This window comes from Variovorax sp. OV084, from assembly GCF_900111625.1.
Lineage (GTDB): Bacteria > Pseudomonadota > Gammaproteobacteria > Burkholderiales > Burkholderiaceae_C > Variovorax.
Window position 1 is genome coordinate 238,893 of the sequence record NZ_FOII01000006.1, and the last position, 18,665, is coordinate 257,557.

Sequence of the window (18,665 nt, forward strand, 5' to 3'; positions counted from 1 at the left end):
GCATATCAAACTGATCCCGAGTCCTTGAGGCGAGCTTGCTCGTGCGTGTGCGCCAGCAGTTCCATTCGCTCGACGTCCTGCTCCTCCAGCGCGCGAAGCGCCGCCGCCAGCGTGGCGACGGTGGGATGGTCGAACACCAGCCCCGGCGCGATATCGAGTCGCAGCAGCTTGCGGATGCGCGCCACCAGCTTGATCACGAGCAGCGAGTGCCCGCCCAGTTCGAAGAAGTCGTCTTCCACGCCGATGACGTCGCGCTGAACGAGGCTGGCCATGCACTGCGCCAGCACCGATTCGAGTGCGTCGCGCGGGGCCGTTGCCACCGGCTTCCGGTCATCGACCTTTGCTGCGGACAGCAACGACTGGCGATCGATTTTTCCGTTCGGCAGCCGCGCGAACTCCGCAACGAAGCTGCAGCGTGCGGGCACCATGTGCGCGGGCAGCAGCGTGCCCAGCCGCCCGGTCAGCGCCGAACGGTCGGCCTCCGATGCGAGCAACTCGTCTGCCACGACGAAGGCCCGGAGTTCGGTGTCGCCTCCGCCGGCCGGCAACGCCAGCACCACGGCCTGCCGTACGCCGGGCTGCGACAGCAACACCGCCTCCACCTCGGCCGGTTCGACACGAAAACCCCGGATCTTGACCTGGTCGTCAGCCCGCCCTGCCAGGCGGATGCCGCCCTCGGGCAGCACGCAGGCCAGGTCGCCCGTGCGGTAGAGCTTTTGCCCGGGCTGGAATGGATCGGCCACGAAAGCGCCTTCCACTTCCCGGTTCAGATAGCCGCGGCACAGCTGCGCACCGCCGACATACACCGCCCCCAGCGCACCGCTCGGCACCACGCGCAGGGACTCATCCAGTACATGGATGCGGTTGTTCGCCAGCACGCGCGACAGCGGCAGCACCGAAGACGAGGCGCCTTCTGCCGGCACACGATGCACCATCACACCCACCGTCGTTTCCGTGGGGCCGTAGTGGTTGTAGACCACGGTCTGCGGTGCGAGCCGCGCGATGCGCTCGATGAGCGAGCGCGGTGCGGCCTCACCGCCCAGCACCAGCGTGTCGGGCAGCTTCGGTGCATCGTCCTCGAGCAAGGCCTCCAGGTGGGAGGGCACCATCTTGAGTGCATCGATCCGGCGCTCGCGCATGAAGCCCGCGAAAGCGCGCGCATCCTTCACGTCGCCGGGGCCCGCCACGACGAGGCAGGCGCCGTTGTGGAACGCACCGAAGAGCGCCGTGTTGCCCAGGTCCGCGACGACCGAGCTGGTGAGCGCCCAGCGACGGCAGCGGCCCAGGTCCATGGCCGACGACACCGCCGCCACGTAGTTGAGCAATTGCCCTTGCTCGATCACCACGCCCTTGGGCGTTCCCGTCGAACCCGAGGTGTAGAGCACATAGGCCAGGTCACGCATCGCAGGCTGGTGTGCCGGTGCGCTGTCGGCAAAGCCGCCCCGGTCCATGTCACCGAGCGATACCTGCCGCCACGGTGCATCGCCGGGCGAAGCCGACCCGGTGGCATGGAGCACGAGCGACGGCACGGCGTCTTCCAGCACGGCCTGGCGGCGTGCAGCGGGCCATTCGGGGTCCAGCGGCAGGTAGCCCGCCCCGATGCGCCAACTCGCGAACATCGCTACCAGCAAGTCGACCGACCGCGGAAGGTTGAGCGCCACCAGCGCTCCGGCCGTGGCGCCCTTGGCCTGCAGCCAGTGCGCCATCCGGTTGATTCGCGCATCGAATTCGCGGTAGCTCAGAAGCACATCGCCTGCCTCCAGCGCGGGCGCGTCCGGCGTCGTCCGAGCCCAGCCGGCGACCTGCTCGGCCAGCGTGAGGGTTCCGAAGTCCACCTCCTCGCCACGGGCTGCGAGCAACAGCAATTCGCGCTCGCGCGAACCGACCAGCGCGAGGCTGCCAACCGTCGCGCGAGGCTGCGCCACGGCATCTTCGAGCAACGTGCCGTACTGCCACAGCAACCGCTCCACGGCCTGCGGTGAATAGCGCGATGCGTCCGCATGCACGGACAGCGTGAACGCCTGCCCGGCCTGGCCGACCTGCAGGGCCAGCTCAAAACAAGGCTGCGGCCCGGGCGCGGTGTCCACACGCCATGACACGGCGCCGTGCGACCGCACAGGCGCCTCGTCGAAACCGAAGCCCACGTCGAGGTGCGCGGAGATCGGCGGCGCATCGATTGCCCAGTACTCCTGCGCCTCGGTATGCGCCTCGACTGTTTTGCCCAGGCGCCCGATCCAGTCGGACAAGCGCTCTTCAGGCGCGACATCCACGACCACGGGCAGGATCTTCTCGAAAACGCCCACCGCTGCCTGCATCACTTCGTAGTTGCGCCGGCAATCGTTCTGCCAGCCGGCAACGAATGGCCGGTGGCCCGTCAGCCGGGCCACGAGCAGCCACCAAACGGCCTGCAGCAGCAAGTCGGTGCCGCACCCAAGCTGCCCGGCCACTTCCTGCATGCGGGCGGCGAGCGCCGCGTCAAGAGGAAGGTCGAGGCTGATGCGAGTCGATGTGCCTTCGCGCTCCCCGTCCGCCCGGGTGTTCAGGCGCGGCGCCTGCAACATGTCGGCGCGGTCGATGTAGGCATGCCAGTAGCCACGCCCGTCGGCCGCTTCGTCGTCGCTGTCGAGCTCCTGGCGCCATTCGACGAACTGCGCGTACTGGAAGACCTCGTCCGCATCGACGACCTGCCCCGTCAGGTAGGCCGTGGCAATCTGATCCAGCAAGCCCTGCAGGCTGCCCTTGTCCGCAGCGAACACGCTGGCAACCAGCAGGAGCTTGTGTCGTGTTTCGCCGAGCCGGGCGACTCCGATGCGCAGCAGCGCGCCGCTCGCGACATCCAGCGGCTCTTCCGTACACACGGCGATCCAGTCGGCCAGCGCGGCGGCACTGTCGTCATTGCCGCGAAGGTCGATTTTTTTCAGGCCCGGCATTACCGCCGCATCGAGTGCCTGTTGCCGCAGGCCCCGGAAGCCGGGAACCTGCAACACAGCCGAGCGCAGCGCCACATGGGCCTGCACCACCGACTGCACCGCAGCCTGCAGGCGCGCCGCATCGAGCTCGCCGTCAAGATCGGCCAGCAGCACGAGCTTGGGCGCGCCGGTCGCGGCCTGTTCTCCGTGCTGAGCCCAGATGGCCCGCTGCTCCGGGCTGAGCGGCAAAGCGGAACTCGTGGTTTCAAGGATGGCAGCCATGGCTTCAACCCTCGGACACAACGGGTTGCTGGGCAGCGCGGTCGAACATCGCGCCCATGGCGACCACGATCTTGCGCGGCCCCTCGTACGGGTCCCGCGCGTGTGCCGCGAGCATGTTGTCGAGCATCACCACATCGCCCTGGCGCCAGTCGAAGCGCACGGCGCAGGCCTCGTAGGCACGGCCGACGATCGCCATGGTCTCATCATCGATCGGCGTACCGTCGCCATAGGTCACGTGCCGCGGCAGGCGATCCAGGCCTCCGGCCATGACCAGCAAGTCTTCGCGCACGTCCGCCTCCAGGCAACTCACATGGTGCAGCTGGATCTGGTTGAAGAAAACGCGCTCGCCCGTGACGGGGTGCGTGATCACCGCCGGGCAACGGGTGCGGGTCTGCAGGGTTTCCTCGTCCAGCCAGCGCCAGGCGGTGCCCGTCAGTGCGAGACGCGCCTCGACCTCCGCCTTGCTGTCGGTCTTGAAGAAGTCCTGCCAGCTCACGTCGAACCGGGGCACGAAGGTGCGCACGTACAACAGCTCCTTGCGCTCGAACTCCGCCACCATGTCGGCCGGCAGCTGGCGCAGCATCTCGCGGCAATCGACGATGGGCGTGGCGCCGCCCACGGGCGAAGGCAGCTCGCAGAAGAACCACTGCTTGCGCGGCCAGCGGTCGAGGTGCGAGCTCTCGTTGTGATACAGGATCATCTGGCGCTCGGGATACGGCGTCGAGCGATAGGTGTTGCGTCCGCCTTCCTTCTTCGGCAGGTCGCCGTAGCCGCCGTAGAGCTCGGGCTCGATCACTTCTGCAAAAGCCTCGAATTCCTGCGGCGTACGCAGGCCGAAATTGCGCAGCAGGATGCCGCCGTGCTTGCGCAGGCTGGCCTCGATGTAGTCGCGCTGCTCCCGGGCCCATGCCACCGCGTCGATGTCGCTGCTCGTGGCCTCGATGACCAGCGGAAAGGCCCGTTGGTCCGACAGGAAGGACGTACGCACGGGCGAGCGCGGTGCCGACTGGACGTCGCGGTCCTTGTCCGCGAATTTCTTGAGCTTCTGCAGTTTGCCCAGCGCAGGCGAAGTAGATGACATGGTTTTTCTTTCCGGGTTGGATTGAATGACGAAACTCTCCAGCACGCCGTTGGGTGCCGCGACAACCTGCTGCAGGAGATCGCGCCACGCGGCGGATGCGCGTTCGATGGTTTCGCGCACATACAGGCTGGAAGCAAAGGTCCACTCGGCCCGCAGGCCGCTCTCGTTCTCGCTCACGAAGACCGCGAGGTCGAACTTCGATGTCGTTCCGGGTTTCGCGATCGGCTCGATGACGACACCCGGGATCTCGAAGCGTTCTTCGGGCGTGTTCTGCATGACGAACAGAACCTGCACCAGCGGGTTGTGCTGGCGGCTGCGGGGCGCGCCGACCAGCTCGACGATCTGGTCGAAAGGCACGTCCTGGTGCTCGAAGGCCGACAGCGTGCTCTCCTTGACCGTCGAGAGCCACTGTGCGAATGGCAGCGCGGGCAAGAGCCGGGAACGCAACGGCACCACGCTGACAAAAAAGCCGATCAGGTCTTCGAGCGCCGGATGGTCGCGCCCTGCAACGTCGGTGCCGACCACCAGGTCGTCCGACGCGGCCTGCCGGTGCAGCACGAGCAGGAAGGCCGACAGCAGCAACACATAGAGCGAGGTCTTCTGCTCCCGCGCCAGGCCCTGCAGCGCCTGCGCGAGTTCGCGCCCGATGTCGATGCCGACCGTGTCGCCCGCCACCGAAGCCACGGGGGGCCGGGTGCGATCGGGTTTGAGTGTGGAAACGGCGGGAGCAGCATCGAGGTAGTCGCGCCAGAACGCGGTGTCTTGCGCAAGGTTCTGCGCGAGCTTGCGGTGGTGCCAGTCGGCGTAGTCCGCGTACTGGATCGCGAGCGGTGCAAGGGGTGAGCCACGCCCCTCCCGCAGCGCCGCATAGAGGGCCATGAAGTCCTGGATGAAGACGGCTTCCGACCAGCCGTCGAACACGATGTGATGCACGCACAGAAGCAGCACGTGCTCCTCGGGCTGCAAGCGCAGCACGGCCGCCGCAAAGGCCGGGCGAGTGGTCAGGTCGAACGCGGTGCCCGCATGCACGGCGAGCGCGTCGTTCATCGCTGTCGCCCGGAACTCGCCCGACAGGTGCGAAATATCCGTCAACGGAACGACGAGCTCGCTCTCTGGCGCGATGCGCGCCACGGGGTCGCCGTCGTCGTTCTCGGGGAAGCAGGTCCGCAGCACTTCGTGCCGCTGCACGATGGCATCGAGCGTGGCCCGCACCAGATCGACATCGAGCGCTCCCGACAACCGCAGCGCCGCCGAGATGTTGTAGGCCGAGTGCTTGCCGGTCGATCCGTCCGACAGCCGGTTCACCAGCCACAAGCGCTGTTGCGCGGGCGAGAGCTTCATGTCGGCCATGCGCTCGACCGGTTGCAGCACCGGTGCCTGGCTGGACAACGGGGTGCCATGCCTCGCCTGCCGGGCGACATTCGCAAGGTCTCGAAGCACCGGGTGCTCGAATATCTTGCGCAGCGGCAACTCGAAGCCGCCGTCGACGCGTGCCCTCGACGCGAGTTGTGCGGCCAGCAGGGAGTGCCCGCCGAGCTCGAAGAAGCTGTCATGCCGCCCCACGCGTGCAACGCCCAGCACCTCGGCCCAGATCGCAGCCAGCTTTTGTTCCACCTCGCCTTCGGGCGCCTCGTATGCGCGGTCGCTCGTGAACTCCGCCTCCGGCAGTGCCTTGCGGTCGACCTTGCCGTTTCCGTTCAAAGGCAGGCGGTCGAGCACGACGATGACGGCCGGCACCATGTAGTCGGGCAGCACCACCGCGAGCCGGTCGCGCAGCATCGCCACCTCCATCGCCTGCCCCACCTGCAATGCGATGTAGGCGACCAGGGATGCGCCACCCGCGCCTTCGCGCGCCACCACCACGGCCTCGCGCACTTCGGACTGCGCCAGCAGCTGCGCCTCGATCTCCCCCAGTTCGATGCGGAAGCCCCGCACCTTCACCTGGTGGTCGATGCGGCCCAGATACTCCAGCTGCCCTTCAGTGTTCCATCGCACCAGGTCGCCCGTGCGGTACAAGCGCTGACCGTCTTTCGCCGCAACGAAGCGCTCGGACGTCAGGCCCGCGCGCTGGAAGTAGCCGCGCGCCAGGCCGATGCCGCCCAGGAACAGTTCGCCCGGCACACCTACCGGCGCCGGGTTCAGGAATCCGTCCAGCACATGGAGCGTTGTGGCCGCAATCGGTCCGCCGATGCGAGGCCTGCCGCGAACCTCGGCCGCCGTCGACCAGATGGTCGTTTCGGTGGGGCCGTACATGTTCCAGAGCTCGACACCGATCGCCCGCAGGTCTTCCGCAAGGTCTTCCTGCAGCGCTTCTCCACCGCACAGGCCCTTGAAGTTCGCAAGCTGGCCACCATTCCATCCGGTAGCCCGCAGAAGCCGCCAGCCCGCGGGCGTGGACTGAAGCACCGTGGCGCCGCAGTCATCCATCAGTTTCCCGAGCGCACTGCCGCTTCGCACCACATCCCTCGATGCCAGCACGAGGCGCGCACCGCTGAGCAGCGGCAGATACAGCTCCAGGGCGGCGATGTCGAACGACAGGGAGGTGACCGCGACCAGCACGTCGTCCTGCGTCATGCCCGGTGCGTCTTTCATGCTCAGCATGAAGTGGCTGAGCGACAGGTGCCGCACCATCACGCCCTTCGGTTTTCCCGTGGAGCCGGAGGTGTAGATGACGTAGGCCAGGTTCTCGCCGCCGAGCGCGATCTGCGGGTCTGCATCGGAGCAGCCGCCGGTGTCCAGCGTGTCCAGTGCCAGTACCTGCAGCGCCTCGGCGCCCGGCACCAGGGCTCTCAGGTGACTCTGTGTGAGCAGCAGCGCGATGCCGCTGTCAGCCACCATGTAGGCCAGCCGGTCTACCGGGTACTCCGGGTCCAGCGGCACATACGCACCGCCGGCCTTCAGGATCGCGAGCACGCCGACCACCATGTCGATGGAGCGCTCCACTGCAATCCCCACCTTCGTCTCCGGCTTCACGCCCAGGGCGATCAGATGATGCGCGAGGCGGTTGGCTCGCGCATTGAGTTCGCCGTAGCTCAGCATCTCGTCGCCGAAGACCAGCGCCACCGCGTCGCGATGTGCCGCGACCTGTCGCTCGATCAGCCGGTGCACCGGCACATCCTCGGTGTACCGCACAGCGTTTTCACCCCACGCGGCAAGCTGGCGCTGCTCGCCATCGGACATCACCCCGAGTTCGCAGACCGGCCAGTCGGGCTGCAGCGACAGGCCCTGCACGACGGCCTCGACAGCTGCAACCATCAGGTCGCACACGCGCCCGGCATCCACGGCCTCGTGAATCTGCGCGACCAACCCGAAGCCCTCGCCCAGGTCGTCCACCGACATCTCGATCGGGTAGTTGGTGCGCTCCCTGCTGCCGAGGATCTCCATGCCCTCCCAGAGCGGGCCCTTCTGCGCCGCCTTGCCCTGCTGCGCGCCGTAGCGGTAGTTCAGCAGCGCCGTGAACAGCGGCATCCGCTCCGGCAGTCCGCTGCAGCGCTGGGCCAGCGAGAGGCTGGCGTATTCGTGATGCATCAGCTCGATCAGTGCCGCATGCGTCTGGCGCACGCATGCCTGCACGCCTTGCGTTCCCAGCCGAACGCGCACGGGCAGCGTGTTGATGAACATGCCCAGCGCCCGGTCGGCATTCGCGCCGCCCTGCATGCGGCCGAACAGCACGGTGCCGAACACCACGTCGTCCCTGCCCGTGGTCTTGCTCACCACCAGCGCCCAGGCCAGGTGGAACAGCGCCGCGGCGCTCACGCCATGTCTCTGTGCCTGCCGCCTGACCTGCAACGCGAGTCGGGCGTCCAGCGCGAGCGAGGTTTCGCGCACGCGGGTGCCGTCGCCCTGCACGTCGAGCAGACCGAACGGCGCTGTCGGCTCCTCCACATCGGCGAGCATCCGGCTGAAGAAAGCCTTGTGCTCGGCCTGGCTCACGTCCAGCCTGGCCTGCCCGACGAAGCGCCGGAACGGCACAGGCGTCGACAGCTCGGCCTTTCGCCCTTGCTGGATCAGCGCGATTTCCTCGACGACCAGCTCCAGCGTGGTGTGGTCCACCACCAGGTGGTGGTTCGCCAGTTGAAGGAGCCAGCGGCCGTTGTCCGTGTCGTGAGCGGCGATGGCCCTGAGCATCGGTGCCTTGCGCACGTCGATGCGGTAGCGGGCCGGGTCGACGTGCGCATCGAGCCGCGCGGCCGCGCTCAAGTCGCCCTGCCCGGCATCTGCCAGCCACTGGAGCTCGAGCAACGCCTTGCGATGCACCACCTGCACCGGTTCGGGCAGGTCTTCCCACATCACGGCCGTTCGCAGGATGTCATGGCGCGCAATCACTTCGTTGAAGCTGGCGACGAAGTGCTCGAGCCTTTCGCGGCTCTCGAAACTCAGGCGGTTCAGCGTGATGTACGCGTCGCCCTCCGTCTGCAGCATGTGGTGGAAGAGCATCCCCTCCTGCATCGGCACCAGCGGGTAGATGTCTTGTACGTTGGCCGCCCCGCCCGGCACCGCCGCCTCGATGCGCGCAATCTGCCGCGCATCCAGCGCCACAAGCGTCAGCATCTCCGGCTGGATCGCCCTGCAATCCGCCGGAATGCCGTTGGGCGGAACAATCACTTCCCGCCGCACCGGCTCCTGCGCCAGCGCCTGCGCGAAGGCGCCGAGCCGGGGCTGCTGGAACAGCGTGCGCACCTGTGCCGCCCAGCCCTGGGCGCGCATGCGCTCCAAAAGCCGCAGCGCCAGCAGCGAATGGCCGCCGAGTTCGAAGAAGCTGTCCTGCCGCCCCACGCGCGCCACGCCCAGCACCTCGGCCCAGATCGACGCGAGCTTCTCTTCCACCTCGCCCTCGGGCGCTTCGTACGCCTGCTCGCTCGTGAATTCCGCGGCCGGCAGCGCCTTGCGGTCTACCTTGCCGTTCGTGTTGAGCGGCAATCCTTGCAGCACGACGATTGCCGCGGGAACCATGTAGTCGGGCAGCGCCTGGCCCAGTTGCTCCTTCAGCTGCGCAACGTCGATCGCCCGGTCGGCATGCGGCGATACGTAGCCCACCAGCCTCGTGCCGGCGGGGCCTTCGTCGGCCACCACAACCGCCTCGCGCACTTCGGACAGCGCCAGCAACTGCGCCTCGATCTCTCCCAGCTCGATGCGGAAGCCCCGCACCTTCACCTGGTGGTCGATGCGGCCCAGGTACTCCAGCTGCCCCTCGTTGTTCCAGCGCACAAGGTCGCCCGTGCGGTACAGCCGCTCTCCGTCCGCTCCCGCGACGAAGCGCTCCGACGTCAGGCCAGCCCTGTGCAGGTAGCCGCGCGCGAGGCCGGCGCCGAAGACATGCAACTCGCCGGCCACGCCGACCGGCACCGGGTTCAGATGCGCATCGAGCACCCGCAGCCCGAGGTCCGGAATGGCAAGGCCGACCGGACTGCGCTGCCGGCCCAGGTCTGCCGCCGTGATCCGCCGGTAGGTCACATGCACCGTCGTCTCGGTGATCCCGTACATGTTGACCAGCTGCGGGCTTTCCTCTCCATGGTGCTCGATCCACCGGCGCAGCCGCTGCGGGTCCAGGGCCTCACCGCCGAAGATCACCGCGCGCAGCGCCAGGCGTTCCTGGCCAGCCTCGTAGGCCTGCGGCAGGCTGATCAACTGGCCGAACGCCGAAGGCGTCTGGTTGAGCACCGTCACCCGCTGCGCCCGCAGCAGTTGCAGGAAGTCTTCGGGCGACCGGCTGACCCAGAACGGCACGATGACCAGCTTGCCGCCGGTGCACAGCGCGCCGAAGATTTCCCACACCGAGAAATCGAAGGCATAGGAATGGAAAAGGGTCCAGGTGTCCTGCCGGCCGAACCCGAACCAGGCATCGGTGGCGCCGAGCAGCCGCGTCACGTTGCGATGGCTCATCTGCGCGCCCTTGGGCCTGCCGGTGGAGCCCGAGGTGTAGATCACGTAGGCGAGGTTCTCGCCGTGCAGCGCGACCTGCGGGTCGCTTGCGGGCTGTGCGTCCAGGTCGAGGGTGTCGAGCGCCAGCAAGCGCAATCCCTCGGCGCCCGGCACCTGCGACTGCAGATGGCTTTGCGTCAGCAGCAACGCAACGTCGCTGTCCTGCGCCATGTAGGCCAGCCGCTCCGCGGGGTACTCCGGGTCCATCGGAACATAAGCGCCACCGGCCTTGAGGATGCCAAGCAGCCCCACCACCATTTCCATGGAGCGCTCCACCGCGATCCCCACCTTCGTTTCCGCCTTGACGCCCAGCGCGATCAGGTGGTGCGCGAGGCGGTTGGCCCTGGCGTTGAGTTCGCCGTAGCTCAGCATCTCGTCGCCGAACACCAGCGCTGCCGCTTCGGGCTGCTGCGCAGCCTGCCTTTCGATCAGCCGGTGCACCGGCGTCGCATCCGGAAAGCTTTGCGAATTGGCACCCCAGGCCGCGAGCTGCGCCCGTTCGGCTTCGCTCAACAACGTCACCTCGCCCACGGCCTGTTCGGGGTTGTCCGCCAGCGCCTGCAGCACCGCCAGGTAGTGGCCGGCCATGCGCTCGATGGTCGAGGCATCGAACAGCTCCGCCGCATAGCTGAACTTCGCATGCAGCCGGCCGTCGGGGCTCTCGTCGGTGACCAGCATCAGCTCGAACTGCGCGGCCTGGGCACCCAGGTCGTAGGGCTCCAGCGCAAGCCCCGTCAGCCCCTCCAGTCCGGAGAAATCCGCGCGCTGATGATTGAACAGCACCTGGAACAGCGGCTGGATTCCCGGAATGCGCTCGGGCTGCAGTGCCTCGACCAATTGCTCGAACGGCAGGTCCTGGTGCATCTGCGCGCCCAATGCCGCCTCGTGCGTCTGCGCCAGCACCTGCAACAGGCTGGTGCGGTTGTCGACCACGGCGCGCAGCACCTGCGTGTTGACGAAAAAGCCGACGACGCCTTCAGTCTCCACACGGTGGCGATTCGCAATCGGCACGCCCACGCGAATGTCTTGCTGGCCGCTGTAGCGACCGAGCAGCACCTGGAAGCCGGCCAGCAGCACCATGAACACCGTGCCCCCCTGGCTCCGGGCCCGCTTCTGCAGGCCCTGAACCAGCGACACGGGCAACTCGACCCGATGGGCGGCCGCGCCATACCGGGCATCGGGCCTTCGGGCGCGGTCGAGCGGCAGTTGCAGCACCGGCTGCGTCGCGCCGAGCTGCGCCTTCCAGTAGGCGAGCTGGCGCTCCTGCTCGCCGGCCTCCAGCCAGTGGCGCTGCCACACGGCGTAGTCGGCGTACTGGATCGGCATTGCCTGCAACGCCACCGCTTCGTGCTGCACACAGGCGCGGTACTGCGCCACAAACTCGTCCACGATGATCTGCAGCGACCCACCGTCCGAGACGATGTGGTGCATCACCAGCACCAGCACGTGCGCTTCAGGCGCCAGGCGGATCAGCGCCACCCTCATCAGCGGTCCTTGCGTCAGGTCGAAGGGCGCGTTGCCGATGCGGTGTGCTGCTTCGCGGGCCATGGCTTCGCGGGCGTCGGCGTCCGTCAGGCTGAGGTCCAGCAGCGAGAAGTCGAGTTCGCCGTCTTCGCGAATCACCTGCTCGGCGAGCCCGTCGGCATCGGCGCGAAACACCGTACGCAACGATTCATGGCGTGCCACCAATGCCTTGAAGCTCGTGCGTACCGCGTCCACATCGAGCGCTCCAGTGAGCTTGAGCGCGTCGCTGATGTGATAGGCCGTGCTCTGCGGATCGAGCTGCCACAGGAACCACTGGCGCTGCTGCGCGTAGGAGACATGGCAGCGGTCCTGCGCCGCGTCTTCGCGCGGGAGGATGGGAAACTGGTCGAGCGTCAGGCCCTTGGAACGGATCCCCTCGTACACCACGCGGCGCTGCTCGGTCGACAGCCGGGAGAAGCGCTCGGCGATGCGACGGGTTGCTGTGGTTTCCATCAAACGGTCTCCATGCTGTCGATCAGCGAATCGATTTCTGAAAGGGCCTGGACCACGGGGCTGTCCCGAAGGGCCTCGGCGATCCGGGCGGCCATGGCGGCCAGGGTCGGGTACTGGAAGACGTCGCGGATCGTGAGTTCGCTTTGCATGGCGGCATGCAGGCGCGCCACCAGCCGCGCGGAAAGCAGCGAGTGCCCGCCAAGCTCGAAGAAGTTGTCGTTGCGCCCCACGCGCTCGACACCCAGCACCTCCGCCCAGATGGCGGCGAGCTTCTCTTCGGTCTCGTCCCGTGGCGCCTCGTACGCGCTGCACGCAGTGAACTCCGGCGCCGGCAGCGCCTTGCGGTCCACCTTGCCGTTCGCGTTCAGCGGCAGTGCGTCGAGCACCACCAGCACCGCGGGCACCATGTAGTCGGGCAGCGCCTCGCCGAGACGCTCGCGCAGCACGGCGGTGTCGATGTCCTGCCCCGACACATAGCCCACCAGCCGGGTCCCCGCAGGGCCGTCGTTCGCAACAACCACGGCTTCGCGCACCTCCGGCTGCGCCAGCAACCCTGCCTCGATCTCGCCCAGCTCGATGCGGAAGCCCCGCACCTTCACCTGGTGGTCGATGCGGCCCAGGTACTCCAGTTGGCTCTCCACGTTCCAGCGCACCAGGTCGCCCGTGCGGTACAGCCGCTCTCCGTCTTCCGCTGCGATGAATCTTTCTGCCGTCAGGCCCTTGCGGTTCAGGTAACCGCGCGCCAACCCGGCACCCGAGACGTACAGCTCGCCTGCCACGCCCAGCGGCACCGGGTTGAGCTGCCCGTCGAGCACCCGAAGCCCCAGGTCCGGGATCGCGATGCCCACCGGACTGTGCGCCTCGCCGACGTCCGCAGCGGTGATGCGCCGCCAGGTCACGTGCACCGTGGTCTCGGTGATGCCGTACATGTTGATCAGCTGCGGGCTGGCGTCGCCGCGGTGCTCTATCCACCCGCGCAGGCGCTGCGGATCCAGCGCCTCGCCGCCGAAGATCACCGTGCGAAGCGCCAGGCCGCCTTCATGGGCCTGGGGCAGGCTGGTGAGCTGACCGAAGGCGGAGGGCGTCTGGTTGAGCACCGTGACGCGCTCCTTGCGCAGCAGCTGCAGAAAGTCTTCAGGCGAGCGGCTCACCCAGAACGGCACGACCACCAGCTTGCCGCCGGTGCACAGGGCGCCAAAGATCTCCCACACGGAGAAGTCGAAGGCGTAGGAATGGAACATCGTCCACACGTCTTCTGGGCCGAAGCCGAACCACGCGTCGGTGACGCTCAACAGGCGGCTCACGTTGCGATGGCACAGCTGCGCACCCTTGGGCCGGCCCGTGGAGCCCGATGTGTAGATGACGTAGGCGAGGTTCTCACCGTGCAGTTCGACCTGCGGGTCGTGCGACGGCTCCTCGGACAGGTCGAGCGTGTCCAGCGTCAACACCTGCAGCGCTTCGGTGCCGGGCACCTGCAGATGGCTCTGCGTGAGCAGCAGGGCGATGCCACTGTCGCCGACCATGTAGGCCAGCCGGTCGGCCGGATATTCCGGATCCAGCGGCACGTAGGCACCGCCGGCCTTCAGGATCGCCAGGATGCCCACCACCATTTCGATGGAGCGATCCACCGCAATGCCCACCTTGGTCTCGGGCCGCACGCCCAAGGCGATCAGCCGGTGTGCGAGGCGGTTGGCTTGTGCATTGAGCTCGGCGTAGCTGAGCGTCTGCTCGCCGAAGGACAGCGCAGACGCTTCGGGATGCGCCCGAACCTGCTTCTCGATCAACCGATGAATCGGCTCACTCGTTTCAGCCGCCCGCTTTCGCGCACCCCATGCCGCCAGCTGCGCATGCTCGGCTTCGCCGAGCAATGCCACGTCGCCTACCGGCTGTTCGGGGTGATCGGCCAGGGCGGACAGCACCGCGAGGTAGTGGCCCGCCATGCGCTCGATGCTTCGAGGCTCGAACAGTTCCGCCGCGTACCGCAGGCTCGCTCGCACACTGCCATCGGCGCTTTCAGTGGTTTCCAGCGTCAGTTCGAACTGCGCGGCCTGCGCGCCCAGGTCGCACTCGGTCAGCGTGAGGCCGGGCAGGTTCTGCAGCGCCTTCAGGTCGCCGCGCTGGTGATTGAACATGACCTGGAACAGCGGACTGGTGCTCAGGCTGCGCTCGGGCTGCAGCGCCTCCACCAACTGCTCGAACGGCAGGTCCTGATGGGCCTGTGCGCCGAGCGCGGCTTCCCTGGCGCGCATCAGCACCTGCGTCAGGCTCTCGCGGCCGTCCAGCATGTTGCGCAGCACCTGCGTGTTGACGAAGAAGCCGATCACGCTTTCGGTTTCGGCGCGGTGGCGGTTGGCAACCGGCACGCCCACGCGAATGTCGGGCTCGCCGGTGTAGCGGCTGAGCAGTACCTGGAAGCCCGCAAGCAAGCCCATGAACAGCGTCGCGCCCTGGCCCTGCAGGCGCCGGTGCAGCCGCTGCACGAGATCGCCCGGCAGTTCGAATCCATGCCGCACGGCGCTGTATCGGCCATCGGCCTTTCTTGCGTGGTCGGTGGGCAGTTGCAGCACGGGCTGCTCGGTGCCGATGTGCTGCGTCCAGTACGCCAGCTGGCGGTCGCGCTCGCCGGCTTCCAGCCAGTCGCGCTGCCATGCGGCGTAGTCGGCGTACTGGATCGGCAATGGAGGCAACTCTGCAACCGAGCCTTGCACGCGTGCGCTGTACTGCGCCACGAATTCGTCGACGATGACCTGCATCGACCAGCCGTCGGACACGATGTGGTGCATCACCACGACGAGCATGTGCTCCTCGGGCGCCAAGCGGATCAGGCCTACGCGCAGCAGCGGGCCTTCGCCCAGGTCGAAGGGCGTGTGGCTCAGGCGCAGGGCTTCTTCCCTGCTGCGCGCTTCGCGTTCCTGCCCGGTATGCAGCGCCGCGAGATCGACCATGGCGATGTCCAGCGCTCCGGCTTCTCGGATGAGTTGCCGGGCCAGGCCTTGCGCGTCGGCGCGGAACACTGTGCGCAGGGACTCGTGGCGCTGCACCAGCGCGTTGAAACTCGCGCGCACGGCCTCTACATCGAGCTTGCCTTCCAGCTTCAGTGCGCCGCTGATGTGATACGCGGTGCTTGCGGAGTCGAGCTGCCACAGGAACCACTGGCGCATCTGCGCGTGAGACAGCGCGAGGGTGCCGGCGCGCTGCGTTGTCGTCAGTACGGGAATCGCCGGTGACTGTGAAGCGTGATCGATCCTGATGGCATGGGCGATGCGCGACAGGCTCTGGTGTTCGAAAACCTGTCGGGGATTCAGTTGCACGCCGGCCCTGGCGGCGCGCGCCGCTACCTTGAGGCTGAGGATGGAGTCGCCGCCAAGTTCGAAGAAGTTGTCGTTGCGGCCCACGCGGGCGACGCCGAGCACTTCGGCCCAGATCGTTGCGAGCGCTTGCTCGACCTCGTCCTCCGGCGCCTCATACGCCCTGTCGCTCGTGAACTCCGGTGCTGGCAGCGCCTTGCGGTCTACCTTGCCGTTGGCGTTCAGCGGCAGGGCTTCCAACATGACGATAACGCTGGGCACCATGTAGTCGGGCAGTGCTTCTGCAAGGCGCTCTCGCAGCGTGGCTGTGTCTATGCCTTGGCCCGAGACGTAGCCCACGAGCCGCGCTCCTGCGGGGCCTTCGTTCGCAACGACCACCGCTTCGCGTACTTCCGGCTGCGCCTGCAACTGCGCCTCGATCTCCCCCAGTTCGATACGGAACCCCCGCACCTTCACCTGGTGGTCGATGCGCCCCAGGTACTCCAGCTGCCCCTCGTTGTTCCAGCGCACCAGATCGCCCGTGCGGTACAGGCGGCTTCCGTTGGCCGCTGCGATGAAGCGCTCTGCCGTCAGTGCTGGTCGCTTCAGGTAGCCCCGTGCGAGGTTGATGCCCCCCAGGTACAGCTCACCCGCCACGCCCGCCGGCACCTCGTTCAGGCTGGCGTCCAGCACATACGCCTGCGTCTCGCTGATCGGCCGGCCAATCGGCACCTGGCTGCTGCCGTCGTCCCGGCACGTCCACTGGGTGACGTGGATCGTCGTCTCCGTCGGCCCGTACAGGTTCTGCAGCGTGGCGCCGCTCAGGCGCTGAAGTGCTTCTCTTTGCGTGGCTGCCGGCATGGCCTCGCCACCGCAGATGATGTGCTTGAGCTTCGTCGTTGCTTCGATGCCCTCGTAGGCCAGGAAGGCCTGCAGCATCGAGGGCACGAAGTTCAGTGTCGTGATCTGGTGCTTCTGGATGAGTTCGACCAGGCGCACCGGGTCGCGGTGATCGCCCGGGTTGGCAATGACCAGTCTTGCCCCTGAGGTCAATGGCCAGAACATCTCCCAGACCGACACGTCGAAGCCGAAGGGGGCCTTGTGCAGGACCGTGTCTGCACCTGCGAGGGTGTAGAACTCCTGCATCCAGGCCATGCAGCTGAACAGCGAGCAATGGCGGATGGCTGCACCCTTGGGGCGGCCTGTGGAGCCAGAGGTGTAGATGACGTAGGCCAGGTGTTCGCCGTGCAGGCTGACTTGCGGATCGGCCTCGGACTCGGACGCTGTATCGAGGGTGTCGAGTTCCAGCACCTGCAATGCGTCGGCATTAGGTATGAGATTGCGAAGATGGCTCTGGGTCAGCAGCAATGCGATGCCGCTGTCTTCGACCAAGTAGGAAAGGCGGTCTGCGGGGTACTCGGGGTCAAGGGGCACGTAGGCGCCGCCTGCCTTGAGCACGGCAAGGATGCCTACCATCATTTCTGTGGAGCGCTCCACGCAGATGCCCACCAGCACATCGGGGCCTGCGCCCATGCCGATCAGGCGGTGGGCAAGGCGATTCGCCCGGGCATTGAGTTCGCCATAGCTCAGGGCTTCGTCGCCGAACACCAACGCGGGCGCATCCGGGCGGTGCTTCGCATGCGCCTCGATCTGGCGATGCACGGGCTGTGCGCCTTCGTGGCGGCGCGGGTTCTCGCTCCACGCCACAAGCTGCGCGCGCTCCGCCGCCCCTACCAGCGCCACATCGCCCACTGCCAGTTCAGGCTCGGCAGCCAATGCCTCCAGCACCGCCACGTAGTGCCCAGCCATCCGCTCGATCGTCTCTCGATCGAACAGCTCCGCAGCGTAGAGAAAGGTCGCATCGACCCGACCGTCTTCGAGCTCCAGCGTCTGCAGCGTCAGTTCGAACTGCGCGTCCTCTTCCTCGAAGTCCAGCCGCTGAACCGATACGCCCGGCCATTCGGCCAGCGAGCGATGGTCGCGCCGCACGTGGTTGAACATCACCTGGAACAGCGGGTTGGCACTCAGGCTGCGTTCGGGCCGCAACGCACCGACCAACTGCTCGAACGGCAGGTCCTGATGGGTCTGCGCGCCGATGGCAGTGTCACGCGTCTGCACCAGCAACTCGGCCAGCGTCGTGCGCGCGCCGATTTTCGAACGCAGCACCTGCGTGTTGACGAAGAAGCCGACGACGCCCGCCGTCTCCGCGCGGTTGCGGTTGGCAATGGGCACGCCGACGCGCGCATCGGTCTGCCCCGCGTGCCTGAACAGCAGTGCATTGAAGCCCGCGAGCAGCGCCATGAACAGCGTCGCGCCCTGCCCTTGGGCCTGCTGGCGCAGCCGCACGACGGTGTCGGCCGGCAGCGCGATGGTGACGCGCGCCGAGCCGTAGCGGCCATCGGCGTTGCGCGGGCGATCGGTGTGCAGCGAGATCACCGGCTGCTCGGTGCCCAGGTGATCGCGCCACCATGCGAGCTGGCGCTCGCCCTCGCCGCCGTCGAGCCACTGGTTCTGCCAGACGGCGTAGTCGGCGTACTGCACCGTCAGTGCGGGCTGCGCTGCCGGCTGCCCCTGCACGCGCGCGGCGTACTGCGCGGCCAGCTCGTCCAGCGTGAGCTGCACGGACCAGCCGTCGGACACGATGTGATGCATCACGACCAGCAGCCGATGCGTTTGCGCGCCGGTCTTCAGCAGCACGGTGCGCATCAGCGGGCCGCGCGTGAGGTCGAAAGGCTCGGTGCGAATGCTGCGCACCTCGTGCTGGATGGCTGCCTCGCACGCTTCAGTGTCGAGCGCGCTCAGGTCGATGCACGGCAGTTCAACCGTCAAGGTCTCAAGAATGACCTGCTCCGCCTCGCCGTCGCCTTCCTCGCGGAACACGGTGCGCAGCGACTCGTGGCGGTCGACCAGCGCCTGCATGCTCGCGCGCAGGGCCTCGGTGTCCAGTTGCCCCGTGAGCACCAGGCCGCCGCTCAGGTGATAGGCGGTGCGGGCCGGGTCCAGCTTCCACAGGAACCACTGCCGGCGCTGGGCAAAAGACAGCGGCGCCCGGTCCTTCTGCGGGCGCGGGGGAATGGCGCTCCCGGCCTCTCGCGTGCCGGCCACATTCGCACCGCGCAGTCTTTCTTTCAGCCTGGCGCGTTGTTCGGCGCTCAGGCTGGCGCGGCGTGCGGAGATATCCTGGATTTCGGGCATGACGGTGCTTGT

General features: G+C 67.4%; 3 protein-coding genes. All 3 read right to left on the bottom strand.

What is annotated here, in order from left to right; translation table 11 throughout:
• Positions 1-5 precede the first annotated feature (5 nt).
• From BMW87_RS18425 to BMW87_RS18435, 3 genes are read right to left on the bottom strand one after another with little or no spacing between them, the layout of a single operon-like run.
• Complete coding sequence (locus BMW87_RS18425; RefSeq protein WP_093077850.1) at positions 6-3,191, bottom strand: non-ribosomal peptide synthetase; 3,186 nt, start codon at positions 3,189-3,191, stop codon at positions 6-8.
• 4 nt (positions 3,192-3,195) lie between these two features.
• Complete coding sequence (locus tag BMW87_RS18430) at positions 3,196-12,171, bottom strand: non-ribosomal peptide synthetase (protein ID WP_093077852.1); 8,976 nt, start codon at positions 12,169-12,171, stop codon at positions 3,196-3,198.
• Complete coding sequence (locus tag BMW87_RS18435; RefSeq protein WP_093077854.1) at positions 12,171-18,653, bottom strand: non-ribosomal peptide synthetase; 6,483 nt, start codon at positions 18,651-18,653, stop codon at positions 12,171-12,173. The genes BMW87_RS18430 and BMW87_RS18435 overlap by 1 nt, the downstream gene beginning before the upstream one ends.
• Between the last annotated feature and the right edge of the window lie 12 nt (positions 18,654-18,665).